General features: G+C 47.0%; 24 protein-coding genes. 14 read left to right on the forward strand and 10 right to left on the reverse strand.

Annotated features, from left to right (window positions below; genetic code table 11):
• Positions 1 to 9 precede the first annotated feature (9 nt).
• The 6 genes from GC097_RS06885 (at position 10) to GC097_RS06910 (ending at position 9,055) form a co-directional block, all read left to right on the forward strand.
• Positions 10 to 708: an HAD-IA family hydrolase gene (locus GC097_RS06885; RefSeq protein WP_246294021.1), complete on the forward strand. Its 699-nt coding sequence runs from the start codon at positions 10 to 12 to the stop codon at positions 706 to 708.
• A gap of 18 nt (positions 709 to 726) precedes the next feature.
• Positions 727 to 2,793 (forward strand): peptidoglycan D,D-transpeptidase FtsI family protein, encoded by a 2,067-nt coding sequence (locus GC097_RS06890; protein WP_171682587.1) that lies wholly within the window; start codon positions 727 to 729, stop codon positions 2,791 to 2,793.
• A 1,352-nt stretch (positions 2,794 to 4,145) separates the two neighbouring features.
• Positions 4,146 to 6,020 carry an asparagine synthase (glutamine-hydrolyzing) gene (gene asnB / locus GC097_RS06895; RefSeq protein WP_171682588.1) on the forward strand — a complete coding sequence of 625 codons (1,875 nt, stop codon included), beginning with the start codon at positions 4,146 to 4,148 and terminating at the stop codon, positions 6,018 to 6,020.
• A gap of 42 nt (positions 6,021 to 6,062) precedes the next feature.
• On the forward strand, positions 6,063 to 6,806 hold the full coding sequence (locus GC097_RS06900) for a Cof-type HAD-IIB family hydrolase (protein ID WP_171682589.1): 744 nt from the start codon (positions 6,063 to 6,065) through the stop codon (positions 6,804 to 6,806).
• Between the two features lie 38 nt (positions 6,807 to 6,844).
• Positions 6,845 to 7,324, forward strand: a complete 480-nt coding sequence (locus GC097_RS06905) for a DUF456 domain-containing protein (protein WP_171682590.1) — start codon at positions 6,845 to 6,847, stop codon at positions 7,322 to 7,324.
• 48 nt (positions 7,325 to 7,372) lie between these two features.
• On the forward strand, positions 7,373 to 9,055 hold the full coding sequence (locus GC097_RS06910; RefSeq protein WP_171682591.1) for a putative polysaccharide biosynthesis protein: 1,683 nt from the start codon (positions 7,373 to 7,375) through the stop codon (positions 9,053 to 9,055).
• Here the strand turns inward: GC097_RS06910 and GC097_RS06915 are convergent.
• Positions 9,039 to 10,208, reverse strand: a complete 1,170-nt coding sequence (locus tag GC097_RS06915; RefSeq protein ID WP_171682592.1) for a DUF2515 family protein — start codon at positions 10,206 to 10,208, stop codon at positions 9,039 to 9,041. The genes GC097_RS06910 and GC097_RS06915 overlap by 17 nt on opposite strands.
• Positions 10,209 to 10,312: 104 nt before the next feature.
• On the opposite strand from GC097_RS06915, the gene GC097_RS35220 reads away from it, so the two are divergent.
• Positions 10,313 to 10,768 (forward strand): DUF4183 domain-containing protein, encoded by a 456-nt coding sequence (locus GC097_RS35220; RefSeq protein ID WP_376768366.1) that lies wholly within the window; start codon positions 10,313 to 10,315, stop codon positions 10,766 to 10,768.
• Positions 10,769 to 10,791: 23 nt separating this feature from the next.
• A complete protein-coding gene (locus GC097_RS06925; RefSeq protein WP_171682594.1) occupies positions 10,792 to 11,208 on the forward strand; it encodes a DUF4183 domain-containing protein in 417 nt (138 codons plus the stop codon).
• Between the two features lie 535 nt (positions 11,209 to 11,743).
• On the opposite strand, the gene GC097_RS06930 is transcribed toward GC097_RS06925, so the two are convergent.
• Positions 11,744 to 11,935: a type II toxin-antitoxin system antitoxin gene (locus tag GC097_RS06930; protein WP_171682595.1), complete on the reverse strand. Its 192-nt coding sequence runs from the start codon at positions 11,933 to 11,935 to the stop codon at positions 11,744 to 11,746.
• Positions 11,936 to 11,946: 11 nt separating this feature from the next.
• On the reverse strand, positions 11,947 to 12,786 hold the full coding sequence (locus GC097_RS06935) for an SPFH domain-containing protein (RefSeq protein WP_171682596.1): 840 nt from the start codon (positions 12,784 to 12,786) through the stop codon (positions 11,947 to 11,949).
• Positions 12,787 to 13,102: 316 nt separating this feature from the next.
• On the opposite strand from GC097_RS06935, the gene GC097_RS06940 reads away from it, so the two are divergent.
• Positions 13,103 to 13,702, forward strand: a complete 600-nt coding sequence (locus GC097_RS06940; RefSeq protein ID WP_171682597.1) for a tetratricopeptide repeat protein — start codon at positions 13,103 to 13,105, stop codon at positions 13,700 to 13,702.
• 88 nt (positions 13,703 to 13,790) lie between these two features.
• Here GC097_RS06940 and GC097_RS06945 read toward each other — a convergent pair whose 3' ends face one another.
• From GC097_RS06945 to GC097_RS06960, 4 genes are all read right to left on the reverse strand, one after another.
• Positions 13,791 to 14,072, reverse strand: coding sequence for a hypothetical protein (locus tag GC097_RS06945; protein WP_171682598.1), 282 nt, complete (start codon positions 14,070 to 14,072; stop codon positions 13,791 to 13,793).
• A 45-nt stretch (positions 14,073 to 14,117) separates the two neighbouring features.
• Positions 14,118 to 14,996, reverse strand: coding sequence for a tetratricopeptide repeat protein (locus tag GC097_RS33865; RefSeq protein WP_216625679.1), 879 nt, complete (start codon positions 14,994 to 14,996; stop codon positions 14,118 to 14,120).
• Positions 14,997 to 15,064: 68 nt separating this feature from the next.
• The gene (locus tag GC097_RS06955; protein WP_171682599.1) at positions 15,065 to 15,589 is read right to left on the reverse strand and encodes a tetratricopeptide repeat protein; all 525 of its coding nucleotides are present in this window, start codon (positions 15,587 to 15,589) and stop codon (positions 15,065 to 15,067) included.
• Complete coding sequence (locus GC097_RS06960; protein WP_171682600.1) at positions 15,579 to 16,505, reverse strand: DUF4915 domain-containing protein; 927 nt, start codon at positions 16,503 to 16,505, stop codon at positions 15,579 to 15,581. Before GC097_RS06960 ends, GC097_RS06955 begins: the two co-directional genes overlap by 11 nt.
• A gap of 172 nt (positions 16,506 to 16,677) precedes the next feature.
• On the opposite strand from GC097_RS06960, the gene GC097_RS06965 reads away from it, so the two are divergent.
• The 5 genes from GC097_RS06965 (at position 16,678) to GC097_RS06985 (ending at position 21,443) form a co-directional block, all read left to right on the forward strand.
• Complete coding sequence (locus tag GC097_RS06965; RefSeq protein ID WP_171682601.1) at positions 16,678 to 16,962, forward strand: hypothetical protein; 285 nt, start codon at positions 16,678 to 16,680, stop codon at positions 16,960 to 16,962.
• Positions 16,963 to 17,102: 140 nt separating this feature from the next.
• On the forward strand, positions 17,103 to 18,464 hold the full coding sequence (locus GC097_RS06970; RefSeq protein ID WP_171682602.1) for a phenylacetate--CoA ligase family protein: 1,362 nt from the start codon (positions 17,103 to 17,105) through the stop codon (positions 18,462 to 18,464).
• 16 nt (positions 18,465 to 18,480) lie between these two features.
• Positions 18,481 to 19,722: a phenylacetate--CoA ligase family protein gene (locus tag GC097_RS06975; RefSeq protein ID WP_171682603.1), complete on the forward strand. Its 1,242-nt coding sequence runs from the start codon at positions 18,481 to 18,483 to the stop codon at positions 19,720 to 19,722.
• Positions 19,723 to 19,727: 5 nt separating this feature from the next.
• Complete coding sequence (locus GC097_RS06980) at positions 19,728 to 20,801, forward strand: bifunctional 3-deoxy-7-phosphoheptulonate synthase/chorismate mutase (RefSeq protein ID WP_171682604.1); 1,074 nt, start codon at positions 19,728 to 19,730, stop codon at positions 20,799 to 20,801.
• Between the two features lie 45 nt (positions 20,802 to 20,846).
• Positions 20,847 to 21,443, forward strand: coding sequence for a 4-hydroxybenzoate synthetase (locus GC097_RS06985; protein WP_246294023.1), 597 nt, complete (start codon positions 20,847 to 20,849; stop codon positions 21,441 to 21,443).
• 93 nt (positions 21,444 to 21,536) lie between these two features.
• Here GC097_RS06985 and GC097_RS06990 read toward each other — a convergent pair whose 3' ends face one another.
• The 3 genes from GC097_RS06990 to GC097_RS07000 are packed head-to-tail and all read right to left on the reverse strand — an operon-like array spanning position 21,537 to position 22,781.
• A complete protein-coding gene (locus GC097_RS06990; RefSeq protein ID WP_171682605.1) occupies positions 21,537 to 21,815 on the reverse strand; it encodes a hypothetical protein in 279 nt (92 codons plus the stop codon).
• Between the two features lie 36 nt (positions 21,816 to 21,851).
• Entirely contained in the window at positions 21,852 to 22,100 is a 249-nt protein-coding gene (locus GC097_RS06995) for a hypothetical protein (RefSeq protein WP_171682606.1), read from the reverse strand.
• A 33-nt stretch (positions 22,101 to 22,133) separates the two neighbouring features.
• The gene (locus GC097_RS07000) at positions 22,134 to 22,781 is read right to left on the reverse strand and encodes a CPBP family intramembrane glutamic endopeptidase (protein ID WP_246294025.1); all 648 of its coding nucleotides are present in this window, start codon (positions 22,779 to 22,781) and stop codon (positions 22,134 to 22,136) included.
• Positions 22,782 to 23,112: the final 331 nt, after the last annotated feature.

The following is a 23,112-nucleotide window of genomic DNA, read 5'->3' on the forward strand; positions in this document are numbered from 1 at the left end:
GAATACCCTATGATATACTTAGATGCTGGGGACACGCTATTAACGATTCCTGCAGCCCAAACGATTTTGAAGCAGTACTTGCAAGTCCGGTCCGTTGACCGTGATGAGGCTATCATCAGTGAACTTTTTACAGAAGCTTTTCGTCTTTTTTATTATGTGAATAAACAGGATAATTTCATTGTGTGTTCGCCAGAGTCAGATCGTGAATTCTGGGTCAATCTATATAAATACGTGCTTCATAAACTAGGCATCCATGAGGAGTGGACAGAGGAAGAGATCTTCAAATGCTGTCATGAATTGTACGAGATCTATACTGCGCCCGAGTATTATGAGTTATTTGAGGATGTTAAGCCTTTTCTGGAACGGCTTCGAGCCGGTGGCTTTCGAATTGGAATCATTAGCAATTTTGCGCCTACGTTGAAAGCTATTTTAGAGGATAAAGGGATTTTACACTATTTTGATCCTGTGCTTGTGTCGACAGAGGTTGGCCTCGAGAAGCCGGATCCGGCGATTTTTAAGTTAGCCTTAGAGAAGGCGGGATTAGCAGCGAAAGACGTGCTGTATATCGGCGATCATGAAACGAATGACGTTTGGGCGCCGTCTCAAGTCGGTATCGATGCGGTCCGCATTATTCGTTATGACTACCATACCGGGAGGGGTATTAGATCCCTGCTTGAGCTTTTTGAAGAACAACAAGCAATTGTGTAAGAAAGGATCTGAGTGTGAATGAAGCCATCCATAATGGATGATCCCAAGAAAAAAGAAATCACCAAGAAACGGCACTTTTCGTTTCGGATCAATATCTTTTTCTTTGTTACGTTCTTATTATTTTCCGTACTCATCGTGCGTTTGGCCATTTTACAATTCGTTCAAGCCAAAGATTTGAAAGCGGCTGAGAATACCAATACGAATCAGACCAATAAGATTGCTCCTATCCGCGGCAACATTTATGATTCAACGAAATCTCCTCTTGCTTATACCATCCCCGTGCAGTCCTTGTTTTTCCGGATTGAGCCGTCTCAGCAGGATAAAGATGAAGTTATTCGCATGGCTACTAGGCTGAAAACGGACGTTTTCGATAAATACGGCAAACCGGATTCCAAAAAGCTGGAACCCGCGGACATCGTGCTGGCCATGGACCTTGGCTATGATATCAACAAGAACAAAGTGAAAGATCCCAGTTATTACTGGGTTCCGCGGAAAATTAAGACCGATTTGTCCAATAAAGAAATCGCGTATTTGCTTGAGCACCGGGATGAATTCAAGTGGTTGGAAGTAACGGAGGAAAGCATCCGGACCTATGAATTGGACGATGATGGCACAACGACGATTGCTCCGCAATTAATTGGATACCTGAAATCGTATTCCACCGATAAAGCGAAAGAGATGTACAAAGATAACGAGAACAGCAAGGAATATCTCGATACCGAAAATGTAGGCTTCGATGGCATCGAGCGCATGTACCAAGACGAGCTTCGCGGGAAAAACGGGTCCAAAATTTACCCTGTTAATGCCGCGATGAAAATTATCGGCCGAGCGACCGTAACAAAGCCAACCAAGGGCAATAACTTGTATTTGTCCATCAATAAGGACATTCAGAAAACCGCTGAAAAAGCGATTAAAGAGCAGCTTGATTTTCTGCACTCCCCTTATGCCCGTAATGATTCTTATATCAAGTATGGGGTGAATGCGCAGGCCGGTTATGCGGTTGCTATGGAAGTGGATACAGGGCGCGTCGTCACTATGGCCAATTTCCCTGATTACAATTCGAACGATTGGACGGGCGGCATTTCGCAAGCTACTCTCGATGACATAGGATCTTATATTGCCAATGGGTCGATTACAACCGCGTATCCGAAATACACAGACAAAGAGCGTCCGAAACATCCTTCGTCGATCGTCTTCATGGGGTCCACGATTAAGCCTTTGTCGGTGTTAATCGGTTTAACGGAAAAATTGATTACGCCTTCCAATCAATATTATTACGATTCGGGTACCTTTACTTTTGGTAAGGCCAATTCTACAAGTTCAATTTCTAACTCAGGTAAAACGGCATATGGAAACTTAGATGCCTCCAGCGCCATCGAACATTCGTCCAATACGTACATGTCGGCCAAAGTCGGCATCCCGTTTTATTCGAAATACGGAGGCGAAAATCCCGCGGTAACCGACAAGTGGGCGGAATATTTAGCGAAGTTCGGCATAGGCGTCAAAACCGGAAGCGGCTTGCCCGGCGAAAATGCCGGTTCCAATGACTTTACCAAGAACGCCAAGAAAGACAGTTATCAGTCTGCCATGGTCTATGCTTCTTGGGGACAGAACGAGAAAACGACAACGCTGCAGCTCGCGCAGTTCGCTGCCACACTGGGCAGCCGCGGCAAACGGATGAAGCCGTTGTTCGTAGACGAAATTCGCAGCTTCGAAGGCGAACTAGTTAAGAAAGTGGAGCCTGAAGTGCTGGATGACTCTACTGCTATGTTTGCCAAAAATGACTGGAATACGATCATCCATGGTATGAAGAGCGGCGCCGAGGGCATCGAGGAGCTGCCGTATAACGTGGCGCGGAAGACAGGAACGTCGACGCAAGCGGTCTCCGGCGGTACGATCGACAACGCCGTGTTCATCGCGTTCGCGCCGGTGGAGAATCCGAAGCTGGCCGTCGCGGTCGTCGTGCCGGAAGGCGGATACGGGCGCTATGGAGCCTCCCCGATTGCGGCCAAAATCTTTCAGGCGTACGATGCGGCCAACGATGGCATTTTGACGAAGCTTGGCGGCGGGAAGAAGCCTTGGTAGGTGGGCAGGGCCTTGCAAGAGGCCTTGTAAGAACAGCTCCGAGAGCATTAACTGTAAAACATACAGTAAATTTGGCGTGCGGAGCGTATTTTACGGGATTACCTGCATTTCCTACATGTAATTTCTATGGAAATCGTGGATTCGCTGCTTTGCAGTGAAATTACCTGTACTTTTTACAGGTAAACGATATAAAACGCGGCTTCCTTGGCAATTTTGATGTACAAAATGCAGGTTACTAAGTTCAACCAATAGAGGAACTTATGCAAAAACCTCCAGACCCACTTTAAATAAGTGGGTTTGGAGGTTTTTATGAGTTGCTCTTGGATTTTAGGTCAATTTCGTCTGCCAACGAAGGTATTTAGACGAAGTTTGGCGGCGGGAAGGAGCCTTGGTAGGAGGTCAGGGGAGGTATGTACTTGAGACGCTCGAGACACTGAAGCGCTTAGATGCGTAGATACTGGGATTCCGAGCCATTAGACATGGAAACAGTGGTGTAGGGAAACACCGAGTCACCGAGACACCGAAGCACGAGAGCATGTAAACATGGAAAGACGGAAAGATGGAACCCCGCAACCCCAGACCCCAGACCTCCAGACCTCCAGACCTCCAGACCCCCAGACCCCCAGACCCCCAGACCCCCAGACCCCCAGACCCCCAGACCCCCAGACCCCCAGACCCCTGCAACGCCGCAATGCTGCAACACCGCAACGCCGCAACCCCGCAACCCCGCAACCCCGCAACACGTAGGCACCGATCCACCGCCCCCCCACCCAGTAATCAGATTATGCTAGTTCCTTTCGCGAAAGGGAACTATAAGTCCGCTATTTGAGCGAAAAACGACGTTTCAACCGTTTAGGAGGAACTACAGGGTCTTATTCGCTCGGAATCCTAACATTTGAGCCGAATACCACCGAATAGCGGATCATAGTTCCCACTCAAACTCCAAATGGCAGTTTATTGGAGAAATAACGGATCATAGTTCCCTCCAATCGCAAGGCCATGATCAAAAAGCCCACCAGTTACTGGTGCCCCCGATTCCACACTCCAAACTATTGCACCGTTCTCCATCCTTAAGCATATGCTGATGTAAGGGGGAAGACCTTCTTTTACCCCGAAAGTTGCATGTGGTAAACTTTTGTGCACGGAGAAAAGAAAGGTGGGGTGGAACATGAAAACGACGCGATTAACGGCTTCATTAAAAAGACTTATCATTACCTTCATTTTCCTATGACAGAGGGCTGATTACGTACTTTCATCCTATTTCCAGTATGACGGACGGATATGGTATACTAATGTATCGGTAGTCGAGAAAGAGATAGTTTGATGAATGGTGCGGAGGAGTGAGTTTCACCATGTGTGGGATAACGGGAGTAATGTATTTTGAAGATAGAGAACCAACGGTTGCAATGCTGCAGCAAATGACAGATGTGATAGTGCATCGGGGACCTAACGATTCCGGGTTTTGGACGGATAATCGGATTGGTCTTGGCTTTCGCCGGTTGTCCATTATTGATATTCAAGAAGGACATCAACCGTTAGCCAATGAGGATGACTCCGTATGGATCATTTTTAACGGAGAAATTTACAATTATAAAGAATTGCGCGGAATGCTGCAGGAACGCGGGCATCAATTCCGCACGCATAGCGATACAGAGGTGATTGTTCACCTTTATGAGGAGTTTGGAGAGGAATGCGTCAAGCATTTGCGCGGCATGTTCGGATTTGTCATCTGGGACAAGAAAAAGAAGCAGCTGTTCGGAGCGAGAGACCATTTCGGCATTAAGCCGTTTTATTATCATGTCAACGACCGTCAGTTTTTGTTCGGCTCTGAAATTAAGAGCTTGCTTGCTGCGGACGGCATGAACCGGTTGATCCATACGGACAGCTTGCTGAACTATTTGACCTTTCAGTATGTGCCTGAGCCTAACACGATGTTTCACGGTATCCATAAACTGCCGCCAGCTCATTATGTGAAGGTTACTTTCGACGGTGAAATGTCGATACATAAGTATTGGGATCCGATGTTCGAGCCGGAGGAACGTCCTTTTGACTATTACGTGGAGCAAATCCGCGAAACGTTGAAAGACTCCGTCAAGCACCACATGGTCAGTGACGTGGAGCGGGGATGCTTCTTGTCCAGCGGGATCGACTCCACGGCTATCGCCACCCATATGCGGAACATCGAGCCGATCCGCACGTTCTCCGTTGGCTTCGAAGGAGCCAACAACGAAACGCCGATCGCCGCCCAAACGGCTAGGACGCTGGGGACAGAGCATTACGACAAAGTCATCACGAAGGATGACTTCTTCAGCACAATGCCGAAGGCGATCTGGCACCAGGACGAGCCTGTCGCCGATCCTTCGGCCATAGCTCTTTATCACGTGGCGCAGCTTGCGCGTGAACACGTGACGGTTGTGCTGTCCGGCGAAGGCGCGGACGAGCTGTTCGGCGGCTACCGCATTTATCGCGAGCCGCAGTCTTTGCGGCCGATCGATCAGCTGCCGCTCGGCATCAAGCGCATGCTGAACCGCTTCGCCCGGATGCTGCCCGGCAGCGTGAAGGGGCGCAACTATGTTTTGCGCGGGACGACGCCGCTGGAGGAGCGCTTCCTCGGCAACGCGAAGATTTTCACGGAGGATATGAAAGCGGAAGTGCTGCGCCTCGATCATGAGATGCTGCGGGCATATAAGAATCCGGTGCAGATCGCTGGAGATTACTACAACAAGACGAAACATCTCGACCCGGTGAGCCGCATGCAATACATCGACATGAATCTGTGGATGCCAGGCGATATCCTCATGAAAGCGGACAAGATGACGATGGCACATTCCCTTGAGCTGCGGGTTCCTTTCTTGGATAAGGAGCTATTCGAGGTGGCGCGCCGCATACCGGCGAAGTACCGGATTGCGGGTGGAACGACGAAATATATTTTCCGAAAAGCGATGGAAGGCATCATCCCGGATCCGATCCTGAATCGTCCGAAGCTGGGCTTCCCGGTACCTTTGCGCGAATGGATGCAAGGTTCGATGGGCGATGTGCTGTTAGAGCAAATTAAAGCAAGCGGGATTGAAGATTATATAAATATGAACACGGTTGAACGTATGCTGCAGAAGCACCGGAACGGGCAGGGCGATTATGCGCGCCGTATTTGGACGATCTATATTTTTGCCCTCTGGCATATGACATTCATGGAAGAGCTGCCTAAGAAAGTGCTCGCTGCCTACTAGGTCAACGAATGACGACATAAGGATAGACGGGAGATGGGGAACGTGGGACCTTTTAAGTTAATCGCCCTCGATATGGACGGCACCTTGCTGAATGAGGAAAAGAAAATATCTCCGGAGAATCAAGCCGCTATACGGAAAGCAACGGAGGCCGGCAAAATTGTCATCATGTCGACCGGCCGGGGCATCGTAAGCGCGATGCCTTATATTCAGGAACTGGGACTGTCTACACCCATGGTGATGGTAAACGGCAGCGAAGTGTGGGAAAAGCCGGACAAGCTGCTTCGGAGGACGCTGCTTCCTGCGGAAACCGTCAGCCGGTTGCATAAGCTGGCTGGAGAGTATGACTGCTGGTGGTGGGCGTACTCGGTCGAAGGCGTCTTCAACCGCGAGCGCGAAGGCTTCGACATCGCGAACAGCGAGTGGCTGAAGTTCGGATTTTTCACGGAAAATGCGGAGAAATTGCAGCGGATTCGCGAGGTCGCAGAGAGCTGGGGAACGCTGGAAATCACCAATTCCCATCCTTCGAATATTGAGTTGAATCCTCTCGGCATCAGCAAAGCGAGCGGTGTGGAGGCCGTCTGCCAGCTTCTGGGCATTCAGATGTCGGAAGTCATTGCGATGGGGGACAGCCAGAATGATATCACGATGATTCGCGAAGCGGGTCTTGGTGTTGCTATGGGCAATGCACAGGATGAAGTGAAACGGATTGCGGATATTACGACGGTAACGAATGAAGAAAGCGCAGTTGCCAAAATCATACAGACGTATATGCTGCAGACGCAATAAGACTCTAAACCAGAACAATCACGGACGGAGATGAGCATATGATCGCTTTAGCCTGGAGCTTGGTCATTCTATTATTTGTCGTAGGCATGATAGGCGCGGTATATCCAATTCTGCCCGGTGTTCTAGCGATATACGCGGCGTTCTTCATTTATGGCTGGCTAGTAAGTTTTGAACCGTTCGGCTGGGTGTTCTGGACAACGCAAACCCTAATTGTCATTATTATTTTGGTTGCGGATTATGCAGTCAGTGCTATGGGAGTCAAGAAGTTTGGGGGCTCGAAAGCGGCAGTGATCGGGAGCACAATCGGCTTGATCATAGGGCCTTTTGTCATACCTGCCTTTGGGTTAATCATCGGTCCCTTCCTGGGCGCAGTAATTGGAGAGATCATCATCGGCACCAATTGGAAAAAAGCCATTAGCGCGGGCATCGGTTCCGTCGTCGGTTTCTTTGCAAGCAGTGCCGTCAAAATCGTGCTGCAGCTGGCGATGATTATTCTTTTCTTAATATGGGTTTTGTAATTGAACAGGATGTTGGTTTGAATACGGGATTAGAGAGTAGGAACGAACTTGACGAAGGAAACCAAAGATTCTCTTGTAAAAGGGACGCTCATTCTCACCGTGGCCGCGCTTGTAGCGCGGTTTCTCGGCGTTTTCCAGCGTATTCCGCTGGTCCACCTGCTGCATGAAGAAGGAATGGGCAGTTATTCCATAGCTTTTAATTTATATTCCATTCTCCTTGTTGTAGCAACCGCGGGCATTCCCAGCGCGCTAAGCAAAATGGTATCGGAGAAATACGCGATCGGCCGTCCTGCGGAAGCAGAGCGCATTTATCGAGCGGCGATTTGGTTTGCCATTGTTGCGGGCGTGCTCATGACTGCGCTGTTGTATGTTTTTGCGCCTATTTATGCGGAACACATTTCACATGGCGGACCGGATGCTACGCTGGCCACTCGCGCCATCGCTCCGGCGATGCTGTTCTTTCCGCTAATTGCGATTATGCGCGGCTACTTCCAAGGCAGACAAAACATGATGCCCAATGGGGTATCACAAGTGGTGGAACAAATATTCAGATTGGTCACCTCGATTGGTTTGGCCTTTATTTTATTAAACATCAGCTTAGGCTGGGGAGTAGCGGGAGCATCCTTCGGCGGGGTGATGGGCGGAATCGCAGCACTTGCCGTTATGCTTTACTATGCGATGAAGCTCAAACGCAGAGATGCCGCTTCCCTGAAGGAAAATGTGTCTCGCGCCGCAGCTAATGAAATGGCTGCCGGACATGCGTTGGCATCATCGCCGGCGCGTTACAGCGAGATTTATCGCAGCCTGCTGAAGCTGTCGATTCCTATCGTCATTTTCTCCGTGACGGTGACCTTAGTTTATGCGATCGATACGTCGATTATCATCCCGCTCTTAGAGGGGACCATTGGCCGAAGCGAAGCGCTTGGGTTGGTCGGTATTATCGGAGGGCGTGCGCAATCCCTGGCGGGGATCCCGATTATTTTGGCCATCGCGCTCAGTCAATCGGTCGTTCCGATCATCTCGGCAGCTTACTCCCGCAAAGATATGAAGCAGGTCGGCCATCAGACGACAAGGGTGCTTCAGCTCTCTATTCTTTCCGGATTGCCGGCGGTGCTCGTTATCGCGATTGCGGCTCGTCCGCTCGATTTCTTTATGTTCGGCCATGAGGATACAGCCTTTGGTATGAGTCATGGGCCTTATATGATCTCCTTGCTCACTTTAGGCGCTATGTTCCAAATTGTTATGCAGACCTCAGGGGCGGTATTGATGGGGATGGGGCGGATGAAACCGCTGATGCTTCATGTTGGCGTCGGTATCGCGGTTAAGCTGGCAGGAAGTTTCCTGCTTGCTCCGTGGCTTGGCATCTATGGCATCATCGGCTCCACAGGACTTTGCTTTATCGCAATGTCATGGCTCAATCTGCGCACGCTGCGCAAAGAGGTGAGCTTCACGATTCTCGGAAGGCGCTTCGTGGGGCTGACGATTTCGATTGTCGTCATTGCCGGTCTTGGTATCGCGGCTGAATGGCTGACTCATACGTATGTGCAGCCAACAAGCTTGTACCGGATCAATGAAGGCATCAATGCGGTGCTAGTGTGTGGCTTCACAGCTGCCTTATACCCGCTGATGCTGATGCTTACGCGAGTTGTTACGAAGGACGATGTGAAGAACTTTCCAGCGCCTATACAGAAGCTGATTGGCAAAGCAAGCCGTCTTATCGGACGTTCATAGCCTGCGCAGCCAGAATGGCGAGTTCAATCTTGTTAAGCCCTGCGTACATGGATTGTGTTACATCATAGGGCTGAGGCACTGCGATGGGACGCATATGCGTCAGAGGCTTGCTGGCCTCCTGAAACCAGTCGCCAGGCTCCACAGGCATCAGCGGTCTATCCGGCCATGCAGCCGCAAGTGCAGGACTATATAAAGGCAGGCTTCCTTTCTTGAGGAAGCAGCCATCCAGCCTCTCCTGATAAGGATAATCGGGAGAGGCTTTTTGTATGGGAGTAAATAAGTGCGGCCAGTAGTCTGAACGCGAACCGGTGTGTTGTGCTGCATCAGCAAAACGCAATACACCCTGCAGCACTTCAGGAACTCCGAACAGCAGAGCATAAAGGCTTTTGCCGAATTCGATGCGCTCAGTTAAGTCGGCGAAGTTTTCGAGAATGAGTCCGGCCAAACGGGGCTGGGGAAAGTCCCTTTGCGTAGACAAGGACCAATAGGGAAAGCCGACTAGATTCAATTGCAGCCATCCTTGGCTTTTAAAAAACGTTTTATGCAGAACGGTTTGCTGAAAATGCTCCTTTTGAACAATGCGCTGTTCGATATAGTTTTGTTCATTCACAATAAGGGCAATCGTCAGCGCGGCGGAGTCCTGATTCGTCCAAAATTCATCCCAAACAGGCACCATCCACATGGAGATATTTAAATGGGGGAGCAGGTGAAACAGGTTTTTCTTTCGCTTCTTACTTTCCCCGTAAAGCAGCAACTGCGGATAGGCATCTTGAAAAATAAGGCCATTGGCACGCTCCAGAAAAGCAAACAAATGCTCAGCCTGGTCCGCGTCGATGAGATGCGGCAGAAGATCGCCTCGGAGATCGGTCATGTTCCAGCCGCCGCACCGGGAAACCATGTGGGCAAGCAGCGCCCAGTGAAGCTCAGGGTTTGCCTGGTAGCAGGCCCAATAGGCCATTGTGCGCGTCACGTTATTTCGGTTCTCCTGCCGGGTCCTCGTACGGATGTGCTCCAAAAGCGATTTCTCGTCAGAAGCGATGGGAAATGGCTCTACACCGCCACGAAGCAGCGATAACTGCCTGGCTAAGTCCTGTTCCAATCGTTCTACGATGGCTTTCGACAAGGGAATGGCGTCTAAACTTGCTGCTCTCATCATCCTAACCTCCTCGAGCGTTACCTGTCTGCTTCCCTTATTGTTGGCTCATTCACGCACAGCTATGTGAAACTGGAACCGGAATATGGCTTCGATGAACAGAAATGGGGGAAGACCCTGAGAATAAAATCCAATTATTGGGATTGGCTCCTGCATACAATGAAGCATCTGAAGCGAACGTTTGCGGGGTGATTCACATCTGTTTCGATTTGCATGTGACAAGTTGTTCGTGTCATAAATACGCGACAAAACGGCGAAAGAAGCGACCGGCCAAAAAAATCAAACACCGAGAGATCAAATATTCAGCGCGAACCTACTTCTTTTATGCCGTCTCCGATGGTGAGAAAAGGGTGTACACGAATGAAGATCAGACCCCCGGATATGGGTTTCAATGCATTCCCAGCCCAAAAATCACCTCCTATCGACAAGTGTTCGTAAACGGAGTCCTGCAGCCCCGCACCCTGTACCGCATACGTACAGGCTCATTGACTTTAACCTCAGAAGATGTTCCGGAAAAAGGAGTTCCCATCATTGTACAGAGCATCCGTGTCTATAAATAGTGGTTAAGGAAGGGGGTGAAATGATGGCAGCGTCTCTGATCAAACTTTATGTGACCGCCACAGCTACCGCACCGGTAGCGACAGGAGGTACGGTTGAAACAACAGTAGATCCCGCTGTGACGCGATTTAATGCAACGCTTACGTCAGGTATGATTACGACGGATACAACGATTTTGGCGGCAAGCTTCTTTGATGATAATGGCGACCCGGTTGTGGCACTACCTGCACCGCCGACAGATGGATACTACAATGTATACGTCAACGGTGTGCTGCAAGAAGGTGGTTTGTCCACTCTCACAACGGCATCCTTGGTATTAGCGACAACACAAGCTGTAGCCGGTACGCCAGTTGTTCTCGAAGTGGCCGATTTCTCATCGGCGAGCTCTACGATTACGGTTGAGCCGACGATTTCTGCACCGACGATTACGGTTGTCGTGTAGGTCATAGAAAGGAAACCATCTCAAGTTTTTGAGATGGTTTTTTAAGTTGGGCTACATGTTCAATCGAAACAGTTAGCTGATAACCGGCTCTATGTGAATTTGTACGGCGACAGAAGTCCGTTTTTAATTGCTGTAGATTTAGATACAGGAAAAATTGTCTATCAAGGCGTAGTTGCTGCAAAGATGATTTGGAAGCTAACAATCTAATTTTCGATGGTATGTCGGTAAAATAATAAAAGGCTGTCCCACAAGTAACAGGAAAATCTCCCTCTAAATTGCTCGAAAGATGACCTCCCCGGGAATATAGAAGGAAAACCTCCCGTTAATTTGAACGGATTTAATAGATCCTCTTGAAATCGTTGCTAATAGATGGAGTTTTTCCAGCTAAATGGATCTGATATGCTTCTGCAGTCAAATTAGCGGGAGTTTCTCCCTTATTTTGACCACAGAAGCATAACTACAAAAGTAGCTGTCCCACAAGTCATAGAAATGACTGGGGACAGCTACTTTGCTTGCTAATAGCTAGAATTAACCTTTATTCAACCGAGTTCTCCGAAGGAGGCTGACTCGCATTTGGCCGCGGCAAACGGCCCGCGCGCTGAAGTGATTCCCGAAGCAAATATTCGATATGGCTGTTGACGCTCCGGAATTCGTCCTCCGCCCAGCGCTCCAAAGCTTCATAGAGCTTAGGATCGAGCCGGAGCGCAAAGTTTTTTTTAGGAGCCATAGCGAAGCCCGTTAGTACAGCGTGCCGGTATTAATGACCGGACTTGCCGCGCGGTCCGATACAATCGCTACCAGCAAATTGTTGATCATGGCCGCTTTCCTCTCTTCATCGAGGTGCAAACCTTCGGCTTCGAGGCGGTTGATGGCCATCTGAACCATGCCGACGGCACCGTCTACGATGATTTGGCGGGCGGACAAAATAGCAGAAGCTTGTTGGCGCTGCAGCATGGAGCTGGCGATTTCCGTTGAGTACGCCAGGTGAGTCAGGCGCGATTCCATGACCTCGACGCCTGCCACAGAAAGGCGATGCTGCAGCTCAAGGCTAAGCTCGGCGGCAACCTCATCGGCATTTCCTCTTAGTGAATAGCCATCGTTGTCGAAGCGGTCATACGGATACTTGCTGGCAACATGGCGCAGCGCGGTTTCACTTTGAATTTCAACGAACTTCTCGTAGCTGTCCACATCGAAAAGCGCTTTGTACGTATCGACGACTTTGAATACGACGACAGCCGCGATTTCAATGGGATTTCCTTCGATATCATTAACTTTCAGCTTGACGCTGTTAAAATTGCGAACCCGCAAGGATATTTTCTTTCTGTTGGAAAAAGGGACAATGAGCCATAGCCCGCTCTTACGGATCGTGCCTAAATAGGTTCCGAAGAAAGTAATGACTGAAGCTTCATTGGGCTGAACAGCCGTAATCGTCGAAACGAAAATAATTCCCAGTACAATGAGAATCACCCCTGGCACAAAACGTTCCTGCGTAAGGAGTAGAATCCCAAGCCCTCCGCCAATAATAAATAACAAAATACCAAGAAATCCATTGATGGACCATGCTTTGGTTTCTTTCATGCAAGCAACACCCTTTCCAGTTGGATAGTCATCATTTAAATATTGTTATGATATTTATATGATATCACTTTTTACTAATAATGTAAATGATATTCGTTTATCGTTATGCTCAAAATGTTGGGTTCTCTTTTTGACGCAACTAGGCAGTTGTCGATTGTTAGCCATTGTGAAATCCTTTAACATTGTATTGAATTGCTGTTATTATGCGGACTTTTAACTTTTTAGTATGAAAGTTGAAGTCAAGCGCGTTTAGCTCCTTATGAACGGTAACACGTTTGAATAGTAGGCTTGGATCACTTTGAAGGGAGCGTGTGCGATGCCCAAGAACGAGCGGGAGCGGGGATTTGGAGAATTACGCGCGCAGTTTGATAGGGATGAATGCATACTGAAGGTTTCTTCCATGAAGCCGGTAGCGCGCGACATACTTGACCGCGGTTTAGGTAAGTTCAAGAACGGCGAGTTCGAGCAATCGCGGGAAATAATCGAGCAGGCGGCAGAACTAGATCCCGGCAGTGCGGAAGTGCATGCTTGGCTGGCTGCAGTTTATGGACGTCAAATCGAAGCCGTTTGGAGCTTGGTGGATAAAATGAAGTTGTTCGCGTTGTTGGAAAGCCAGATCGCAGTTGCTCTCAAACTCGATCCGACACTCCCGCTCGCCAGAAGAATGAACGGCGCAAGATTATTAAATACGCCGGATATGCTTGGAGGAGATCCTGCCTTAGCTGCTGAAGAATTTCTCTACTGCATCGGCCAAGGAATGGATGATGCAGAGGTATGGGTCTCTCTCTCCGAAAGCTATATCAAAATGGATGAGCCAGAGAAAGCAATCTATGCGCTGGAAGAAGCTTTAATTCGTGACCCTCAACATATAGGAGCTGCTGAAATGATACAACTTGTTAGAAACGGTAGCACTTAAGAAACCGGAGAAGGCCCTAAGCCAACAGGCTTAGGGCCTTTCCATGTAGAACTTACCAACCTACGCTTATTAGCTAGAGTTGCTCAACTCATTTTTCTGAATCTGGTGCAGACTCCGCTGAATTGAATGCCCTAATGCGATTCAATCCCGATAGCATCACTTCCTGACCAGCAGCATGGGCACCGTTCTTAAGAGCAGTAAGCACCTTATCGAAAAGAATATCGGAAGGCTGATTTACATCAATCGATGCATCTAAAAGTTGTTTGCCAACATTCGTAGCTCCACTTCTCAAAGCAGTCTCCAAGAGAAGTCTGGACTCTTTCCCTACATTTCTAACCATTACTTTCATAAAATTGCGATCGTTTGACATGCGTTTCACCTCCTCTCGGACAAATAGGTTCACTCGGAAGCTCTGTTATTTCTTGTTACGTCTGCGCCTTGCTTCATCTTTTTTCTTTTTCTCTCTTTCCTTTTTCGCTCGTTCCTTTTTCTCTTTTTCCCGCTTCTCTCGTTCCTTTTTCTCTCGTTCCTTCCTTGCTTTTTCCGACTCGTTTCTAGCCCAGCGCTGGAGTGCGGTGCCTGCGGCTTGAGCTAGATTGCCTACCAAAATTGAGGTAGGGCTAACGTTTTCTTGAATAAATTCAATTGCAGGTTTACCTTCTAAGGATTGCAGCTTTTGCTTAAGGAGATCTCGATATTTTGGATCCTGCGTTTGCTGTTCCAGTCTTCTCCAGTAAACGGCAGCTTCCTGGTTCCGGCCGATCCGGTAGTACGCGTCTCCGAGTTCGTAGATCAGTTTCGAATACTCTTCAGTTTCAAGAAAGCCCTCTTGGTGGAGCTCCTGATTGATGATAAAGACATAATCTTCAATCGCTGTTTGCGTCCGTTGGAAATGCTTTTCTGGCAGCATGTACGCGGCCTTACCGCGAAGCATACGGATCATGCCGTCCTGAGGAGCAGCGGCCACTGCTTTGTCGAGAAGCTTCAATCCGTTTTTCGACCATCTTAACTTTTCCAATGGCTTCGTTAAATCACGAGCGGTTAAAATCATTGTGCTGCCATGGTATGCATCTGCAAGCGGGTTGCCCGGATAATCCAAACGCAGCTGTTCTAGCATGCGGTTTGCTTCTTGAACGGCGGTTACACTGCCATCCGCGCCATCCCTCCACAGACTAATGGCATGGTCGAGTCTCTCCGTATACGCAGCTGCGGGAGAAAGCACATTTTTTTCCTCTGATACGGCTATGTCATTTAAGGTTGAAACTTTAACGTTTTTTGGGATTTCGTTTGTCAATGGATTGCATCCTCTCTGCGGTAAGATGATGAACTGAATTCGTGTATTTGGTTTTACGGCGCTATCCGTTACTTATTCTTCGAGTTCTGTTTGGCGAGACGCTGCAAGACCACTTGTGCTTCGACCGGTTTACCGACATTATAGTAGGCTTCAGCTAGATTTTTCAGAATTTCACTAACTTGCTTTTGGGGAAGGTAACTGGCATCTTTTTCATAGAGATTCAGCAATAAAGTGAAATCCTCGATCGCCATTTTCGAACAATGAAAATAAGATTCCGGCAGCCGCACACAAACATTCGCGCGTAACAACCGGATTTCTTTCCGTTGCGGATCCAGAGAAACTGCCCGATTCAAGGCATCCAATCCTTCTTGTGCTTTATCCGCTTTTTCCAAAGGATGAACGGCATCTCGAGCGACAAGAGCTACAGAGCTGCCGTAGTAGGCTTCAAGCATTGCACTGTCAGGGTTGATCTCACGGAGCTTTGAGAACTTCTCAAATGCGCTGTTCGCTGCTTTTTTGTCTCCGTCTACCCCTTTACTGAGAAGCTTTATGGCTTCTTTGAAATCTTTCTTATGTGTGATGTCATCTTCCATCTGCACTTGCCTCCTGCCGATTTTCCGGATAAATGATTAGAATCTGATATACCTGCTGCGCCGGAAGCGATACGAAACGGGAGATTCTAAATTCGGGATTGTAGACATAGATTCCGCCTTCTAGGCTGCAGTTTGAGAACTCATGGGGTATTCGTAGAACATGTCTCATTCTGCTTTGCCCGATAAAGACCGTATGATCCGTTATTGCTAGTCCACGTGTAAAGCCTCCTGCTTGAATCATTGTCTGTTCACCAGTGATGGCACGAAACGTCATGGAATCGCAATAAGCTAGTTGGTTTTTATGCACCATTACCGTATGGGGCATATATAAATCCTCAACTACAAGATGATTCGCTGGGTTTACATAGAGTTGCTGATCGGGCTGAAAGTCAGAGAGGTCGACGGCAACAATTCCGCCTCTTTTTTTCGTCGGGTCTAGATACCATTTATCATGGGTAGAAAACATTGAAACATATAAGGTATTGCCTTCTAACCAAATGTCATTGATATGATGGATGTCTTTATCTACCGTATTGAATCGAATTTCTCCTAATCGCATGAAAGTATCTGCCTCGTAGCAGCCGATTGCATTTATCGCCGTTTCTGCGATCAGGACGACTTTGTCTTTAAACTTTGCAATACCGTGGAAGTCGAGATTCCGGTGTTTCGTTTTCGAAAGGATTTGGAACTGATCATTCAGAGCAATAATTTGATTGTCGTCCGTTGTCATGATTAATCTTTCATTAACCCATGTCATTCCCAAACAACTGCCGGTATACAGTTTTTTTAAGGAATTATGCTTAAAGTCAAGCAACCATAATCCTCCCATATCCGGACCGCTGGCTGGACAGCTTACCAGAAGTTTTGTGTCAAGATATTGAAAATCTTGATCCTTCTCCAATCCGTAGAGCAACACCTATTAACCCCCTCCCCAAAACTTTTAACGAATTATACTTGATATAATATGTAATCCTTGCACAGAGAGGTATGGATGAAAGACTTAGTTCTATAAAAATGTTCGTTTGCCAGAGTCAAGCCAATCCATTCTTGCATTTTATAAAGAATAGGAAGGAAGGAGGGATAAGCATATGGCTGATGAGAAATTGAGTAAAGAAGTGAGAGAGGCTCAAAGAGCGGAGAAGAAATTAGCTGAAGAAAAAATCGAAGAAGAGAGAAAGGCTCGAAGAGCGGAGAAGAAATTAGCTGAAGAAAAAGTCGAAGAAGAGAGAAAGGCTCAAAGAGCAGAGAAGAAATTAGCAGAAGAAAAAATCGAAGAAGAGAAGAAAGCTCAAAAAGCAGAGAAGAAATTAGCAAGAAAAAACGCTAATAAAGCTAGAGAGAATTCAGGGGAGAACGAGCAGGCTCAAGTCTAACAGGGATTTGAGTTCAAAGAAAAAACGATTGATAGTTTCAATCGTTTTTTTGTGACCTGGGTCGTTTCTCACATAGTAAATGTAACGATTTACTCGTAGGAAGTGTATTCACAATGGAAAATGGATAGGGGGGCTTTTTTATGAAATTTCAATCCCATAAGATGACAGTTTCTATTGACGAGCATTCATCTCATCTAGAACAATTCAAAGATTTTTTCAAGCAGTTGGATGATGAAGGGATAACCATTGAAAAGCTGCCTCGGGAACGAATTGAAGACTATCAGTTAAAAGCGATTAACGCTACGCTTGCTCATGTCTGGCATCATAACGAATATTATCGTTCAAAGCTTGACGAAGCGGGCTTTACGGAACCCAAAATCGAAAATCTCGAACAGTTAGCTTCTGTACCGCTTCTCCAGAAGAACGTCATACGCGGAGATAAACAGAAGATCTTATGCATTGATCCAAAAGAAATCGGTCAAGTTCACCTCACAAGCGGAACATCAGGAAAGCCGATCTACACTTCCTATACGTTGGCTGATCAGTATATATACGATTTGCTGCCCAAATATTTGGAATTGTTCAAGGAGTCAGACGAGGATGTCGCAGCAATCGCGTTGCCCTACGAGTTTGCACTGCCCGGTCTTGGATTTCAGCGTCTGTACCAATTTGCCTTCGGGACAGCGATCCTTTCGCTTGGAAAAGGCGGATACATGGCTCCCGTTGATAAGTCACTGGAATTGATGAAGGAATATAAAGCTACAGTCCTGGCTACAACCCCTTCCTATGCAGCACTCTTGGCGGAAGAAAGCGAACGCTTCGGCATTAAACTGGGTGAGGATATTCGTTTGAAAAAAATTGTGCTTACGGGTGAAGGATGCTCTTACACCTTTCGCGAGCGGCTGGAAAAATGGTGGGGATGTGAAGTGTCATTTTTCTACGGCTCGACGGAATGCGGGGTAGTCGGTGTTGAATGCAGTGAGCATAGAGGGTACCACGTGATGGAAGGACATGTAAAAGTAGAAGTTATTGATCCCGTTTCAGAGAAAAAGCTCCCCTACGGTCAAACGGGGGAGATCATCGTAACGACCCTTCTGCGCGAAGGAATGCCAATGGTACGCTATCGTACCGGGGATATCGGCTTATTGCAAAAATCTAAATGCGCTTGCGGATGTACCTTGGATGTTTTGCAATTGAGAGGCAGAATGGAGAGCATGCTCAATCTGGGGGGTGTGGACTATTCGCCGTTCTTGATCGAACATTTCCTTATGGAGATTCCGGATGTGAGCTTGTGGTATCAATTCAAGCTGAGTAAGGGAGTGTTAAAGATCGAAGCTGAGCCGTTTCGCACGAATTTAACCGACGAACAACTAGCAGCGAAGGTCCGCACACATATGGTTGAGCGATTGGGAGTTGACTGCGAGGTTGAAATTAAACACGATATCCCGCGCACGTTTGGCAAAGCGATTAGGGTATTGCATGAGTCAAAACCGGAGAAATAGAAGGCGAGGTACCTTTATGACTGACAAGAATAGGGAGCGGGAGCGAAAATTCAAGGAGTTATTAGTACGTCTTACCAATTCGCCTCTGTACAAGGAAAAATTATCCTCTTATAAACTCAATGTTCTTGGTTTAGACCACATACAAACACTGCCTTTGACAACCAAAAATGATCTTCTGCAAGCCGGGGCTTTCGGACACCTAGCCGTTGAAATGAAAGAGGTCGCGCAATACCACGAATCAACCGGAACGACAGGCGAACCCTCCGCTTCCTGGTTCACCTATGAGGATTTGACGGTAGGCGGAAGACAAATTAAGGAATGCGGTGTTCAGCTGACAGATGAAGATCTTGTATTGATCCGCTTTCCATATGCGATGGCACTCCCCGCGTTCTTAATGCAGCAAGCAGCCTGGCAGTCGGGCGCCGGGGTCGTTCCCGCAAGCTCACGTACGGTTGTTACGCCATATCCCAGAGTGCTGAATCTTATGAAGCGTCTGAGTGTCACTGTCATGGCTGGACTTCCTCGCGAAATGGAGCTGTTGGCCGAAACAGCGCGTCTAGTCGGTACTGATCCAAGCAAGGAATTTCCTGCTCTGAGAGCCATTTGTGTTGCAGGAGAGTTGATGAGCGACAAGCGCAGAGAGCATATCGAAAAGATCTGGGGCGTACCGGTATTTAATATGTATGGATCCACTGAAACTGCGAATATTGCTGCTATGTGTAGTTGTGGCACGATGCACATCGTGGAAGAGGATTTTTTTGTGGAAGTGCTGCAAGATGATGGCAGAGGTGCAACTCCTCAAGGGGAAAAGGGATTTGCGGCGATTACAACGCTTTCCCTTCAGGGCTCTCCACTGCTGCGATACTTTAATGAAGATATTATCTCTGTCGAGCCATCCTTGTGTGCTTGCGGCCGTTCCGGGGACACGTTGAAGCATTATGGCAGGAGTAAGGATCGAATTCGCCTGGGTGATACGATTTTAGATGCGTTTGATATCCAGGAAGCCATCTATTCCTTGTCTCCTGTTCCCGATGCTTGGAAGGTATTGGAGCAAGAGAATGGGCTGCAAGTTCTCCTGGATTCGCATCATGCAGGACAATGGTCGAAAGAGGATATCTGTTCTCAATTATGTCATATGCTGCAAGTGCCTGTTACCGTAGAGTTCATTAATGACACTGCGCTGCTCAACCGCGCCGATCTGGTAAGTAACGTTCCATCGATTAAACCGGTATATATTCAAAAGCTTAAAAGGGAGTGAGCGCCATGAGTGAAGAAATGCAACGATTACAAACTCAGTTGGATGGTTTAAACCTGCAATTGCTCCAACTGCTAAGCGAGCGGGCGCGTATGGTTGGTGAACTTTATTACAAAAAGGAAACACTAGGCATGACTGAAGCTGATCTGGTCAACGTACAGCAAACTCTCATTGAACTTGTTGCCAATAATCCTGGCCCCCTTGATAATGAAACGCTCATGCACTTATTTAAGGAGATCATCCAATCATTCCCGAAAGTGAAAAAGGAAGCAACGACTCGCCGAAAATTACTCGTAAGCCGCCAATCGAAGAGTGAAGATACGATCATCCGTGTCAAAAATATCGAAATCGGCGGTTCTTCGCATATCATGGTCGCCGGTCCATGTTCAATAGAATCCAAAAATCAGCTGCTGACGGTTGCGGCCGCTTTGAAGGATGCTGGTGTTACCGTTTTGCGCGGTGGAGCGTTCAAACCGAGAACATCACCGTATGATTTTCAAGGCCTCGGTGAAGAAGGGGTGAAAATCATGAAGGAAGTGGCAGATGAAGTCGATATGGTGAGTATCTGCGAAATCATGACTCCTTCACAAATCGAAAAAGCAGCCCCTTACATCGATATCTTTCAGATTGGCGCCCGTAATATGCAGAACTTCGATCTGCTGAAAGCCGTCGGCCAATGCAATATGCCTGTCCTATTGAAACGCGGCCTTTCCGCAACAATGGAAGAGTTCATTTATGCGGCAGAGTATATCTTGTATCACGGGAATGATCAGGTCATGTTGATTGAGCGAGGTATCCGTACTTATGAAAAATGGACTCGAAATACGCTCGACATTTCTGCCGTTCCGATTTTAAAGCAGGAGACCCATCTGCCTGTGCTCGTAGATGTCACGCATTCAACAGGCAGAAAAGATATTCTGCTAGCTTGTGCAAAGGCTGCTCTTGCTGCAGGAGCCGATGGGATCATGGTCGAGGTGCATCCTGATCCTCAGGCCGCACTCTCGGATGCGAATCAACAACTAAACATTCCTGAGTTTAATACGTTCTGGAAGGGGCTCCTTCATTCAGGCTTATATCATTAATTGTTGCTCAGGAGCACAAACATTTGGGTTAATGGAGGTGGGCGAATGACAGACATTACTTCTATTGACATGAACTCGCAGGACGGGGAAGGGCTCTTGGATTTTTTACAGGGATTGATATTTGATATGCTTTTGGTGACGGACGGAAGGACAACGGATCTGCTGGAAACATTATTGGATGAAAAAATGCTCATTACAGTCATTCGGCAAGAGCAAATCAATGAAGTGCATGCCGATCTTTTGGGCGAGTCCTCCGGTGCGCCATATTATATTAGAGAATCTATCTTGATAAGCGATAAGAGCCGTTTTATCGTTTCTCACAACATTGCTGTTGTATATTCGAAGAATGTGCCGCTTACTTTATTTGAGAAGATAGCGCACAAGCAGGAGGGAATTGGTAAATCAATCAGCACAATCGGTTTGCAATCGTTTAGAAAAGTGCTTGACTCCGGGCTCAAAAGCGGGGAAGAAGCGGTTGATCTGTTCCAAAAGCCAATTCAGCTTCGTTTTCCTGACCTTTGCAAAAAAGTACCTTACAAGCGATACTCGATTTATTTCGGACTTAAGCCGGGGATTCAAATGCTTGAATATTTTAATCCGGATGTCGTCATTCACCGTTTAAGGCAAGTCAGCTCTTCGTGATAAACAATGATAAAACAGGAGAACATCCTTTCATCTTGGTGTTTGGCAGCTTGCTGAGCACTTCAAGATTTGGGGAGGTACTCCTTATTTTGTTTACTCTTTATTCTTTTTAGTATTCATGTGATTGACGTAATCAATTCCTGAATTTATCATCTGTTCTCCGGCATTTTTCACACCGCTTTTAACAGCCGCTATCAATTTCGATGCAACAATATTAGCCGGCTGATCCATATTATCAACGGCATCTATGACTTGTTTCCCAACCGTATTCGCACCGCTTTTCACCGCTTTTGCATAGCTGCTGGCGAAATGAGTGAATTCTCGCTGAATTTCGCTGAAAATTTTTGAGAAGTCTTGATTTCCCTTTGACATATGCTTCACCTCCTTCTGGAAAAATGAGACAGGATATTAAGTCGATGGTTGCTCACCCTCGGTTAAAGGAGTGTTCCGTTTTGTTATTTCGCCAAACAGCTCCACTTCCGGCTCATCAACTAACGGGATGGCATGAATTTGAGCAGGTTGTTTTTTGCTGTCCAAATAAAATTTAAATATCGCAACAATGACGCCAACCACAAGAACAAATGCAAATACGCTCCCTAGTGTTAGTCCAAGAATGAAAATAACTTTGTCTGTAAATCCCTTTTTCTTCGTATTCACTTCAATTCTCACTCCTTTTATATAGGTTAGGTATTAAAACAAACCGCTAAAAACCATAAGGACATTAATGGACAAATGCAGAATTACTGCAGGGACGATGCTGTTCGATTTGATTGTAATTCCTCCGAAAAAAAAGCCTCCAATAGAAAAAGCGATACATACAGCCCAGGAGAATCCTAAGGAATAATGCTGTAATCCAAACCCTAAGCTGGTTATAATAACGGCCCATTTATCCCCAAAAAGTTCGGAAAACCGGCTTAACAGAGTTCCTCGCCAGATGACTTCTTCAAACAACGCGTTTGTTATGGCAAAAATTAGAGCGAATAACCAAGCTTCTTGCATGGAATTCCAGCCATTAAGAATTACAAATGGCAAAAAAGTGAAAAAGGTAATAATTATCGCGATAATAAGAAACAATTTTACTTTAGTTTGGCGGAAACCCGCCCATATCAAAGGGACGTGAATCTCTCTATTCCACTGCGGTTTCTTCCAATAATGCATAAAAGGAATTTTGGAAATCAGAGAGAAGGCAAACAACGGAATGATGATACAAATCAACGACAACCTGTTCAACAAAATGTGCAGTTCCTCAGGATGAGCAGAGGTAATCCAATGTAAATTCACAAACAGATATATAAAGAATCCGAATCCCAAAAGTACCGTTATTGAAATAAATCTCATAGGCAAATAAATGGAAAGCAGCCCGGTGCATACTCCCCATAAAATTAACAGCGTATAGTTATTCGTTTGAAGGAGAATAAGAAGTGACCCAAATAAGAATAAGCACGCCATATTCCGAAGCAACCCGTTATTCATTGGATTCTTTCTTTGTCCCTAGTTTACTTTGCAGATGATTCATCTTATCCCTCCCAGTACGGGTCCGTATCTATTTACTCTTTCCTTCTTATGCTTATGTGCCAATATATACCTGCGGAATGGACAAACGCGGAATGGATTCGAACAATAGGCGGGTTCCTATAAAATAAGGAGATATTAACGTCAAAAACCCGTT

This window comes from Paenibacillus planticolens (genome assembly GCF_013141725.1).
Classification (GTDB): Bacteria; Bacillota; Bacilli; order Paenibacillales; family NBRC-103111; genus Paenibacillus_E; species Paenibacillus_E planticolens.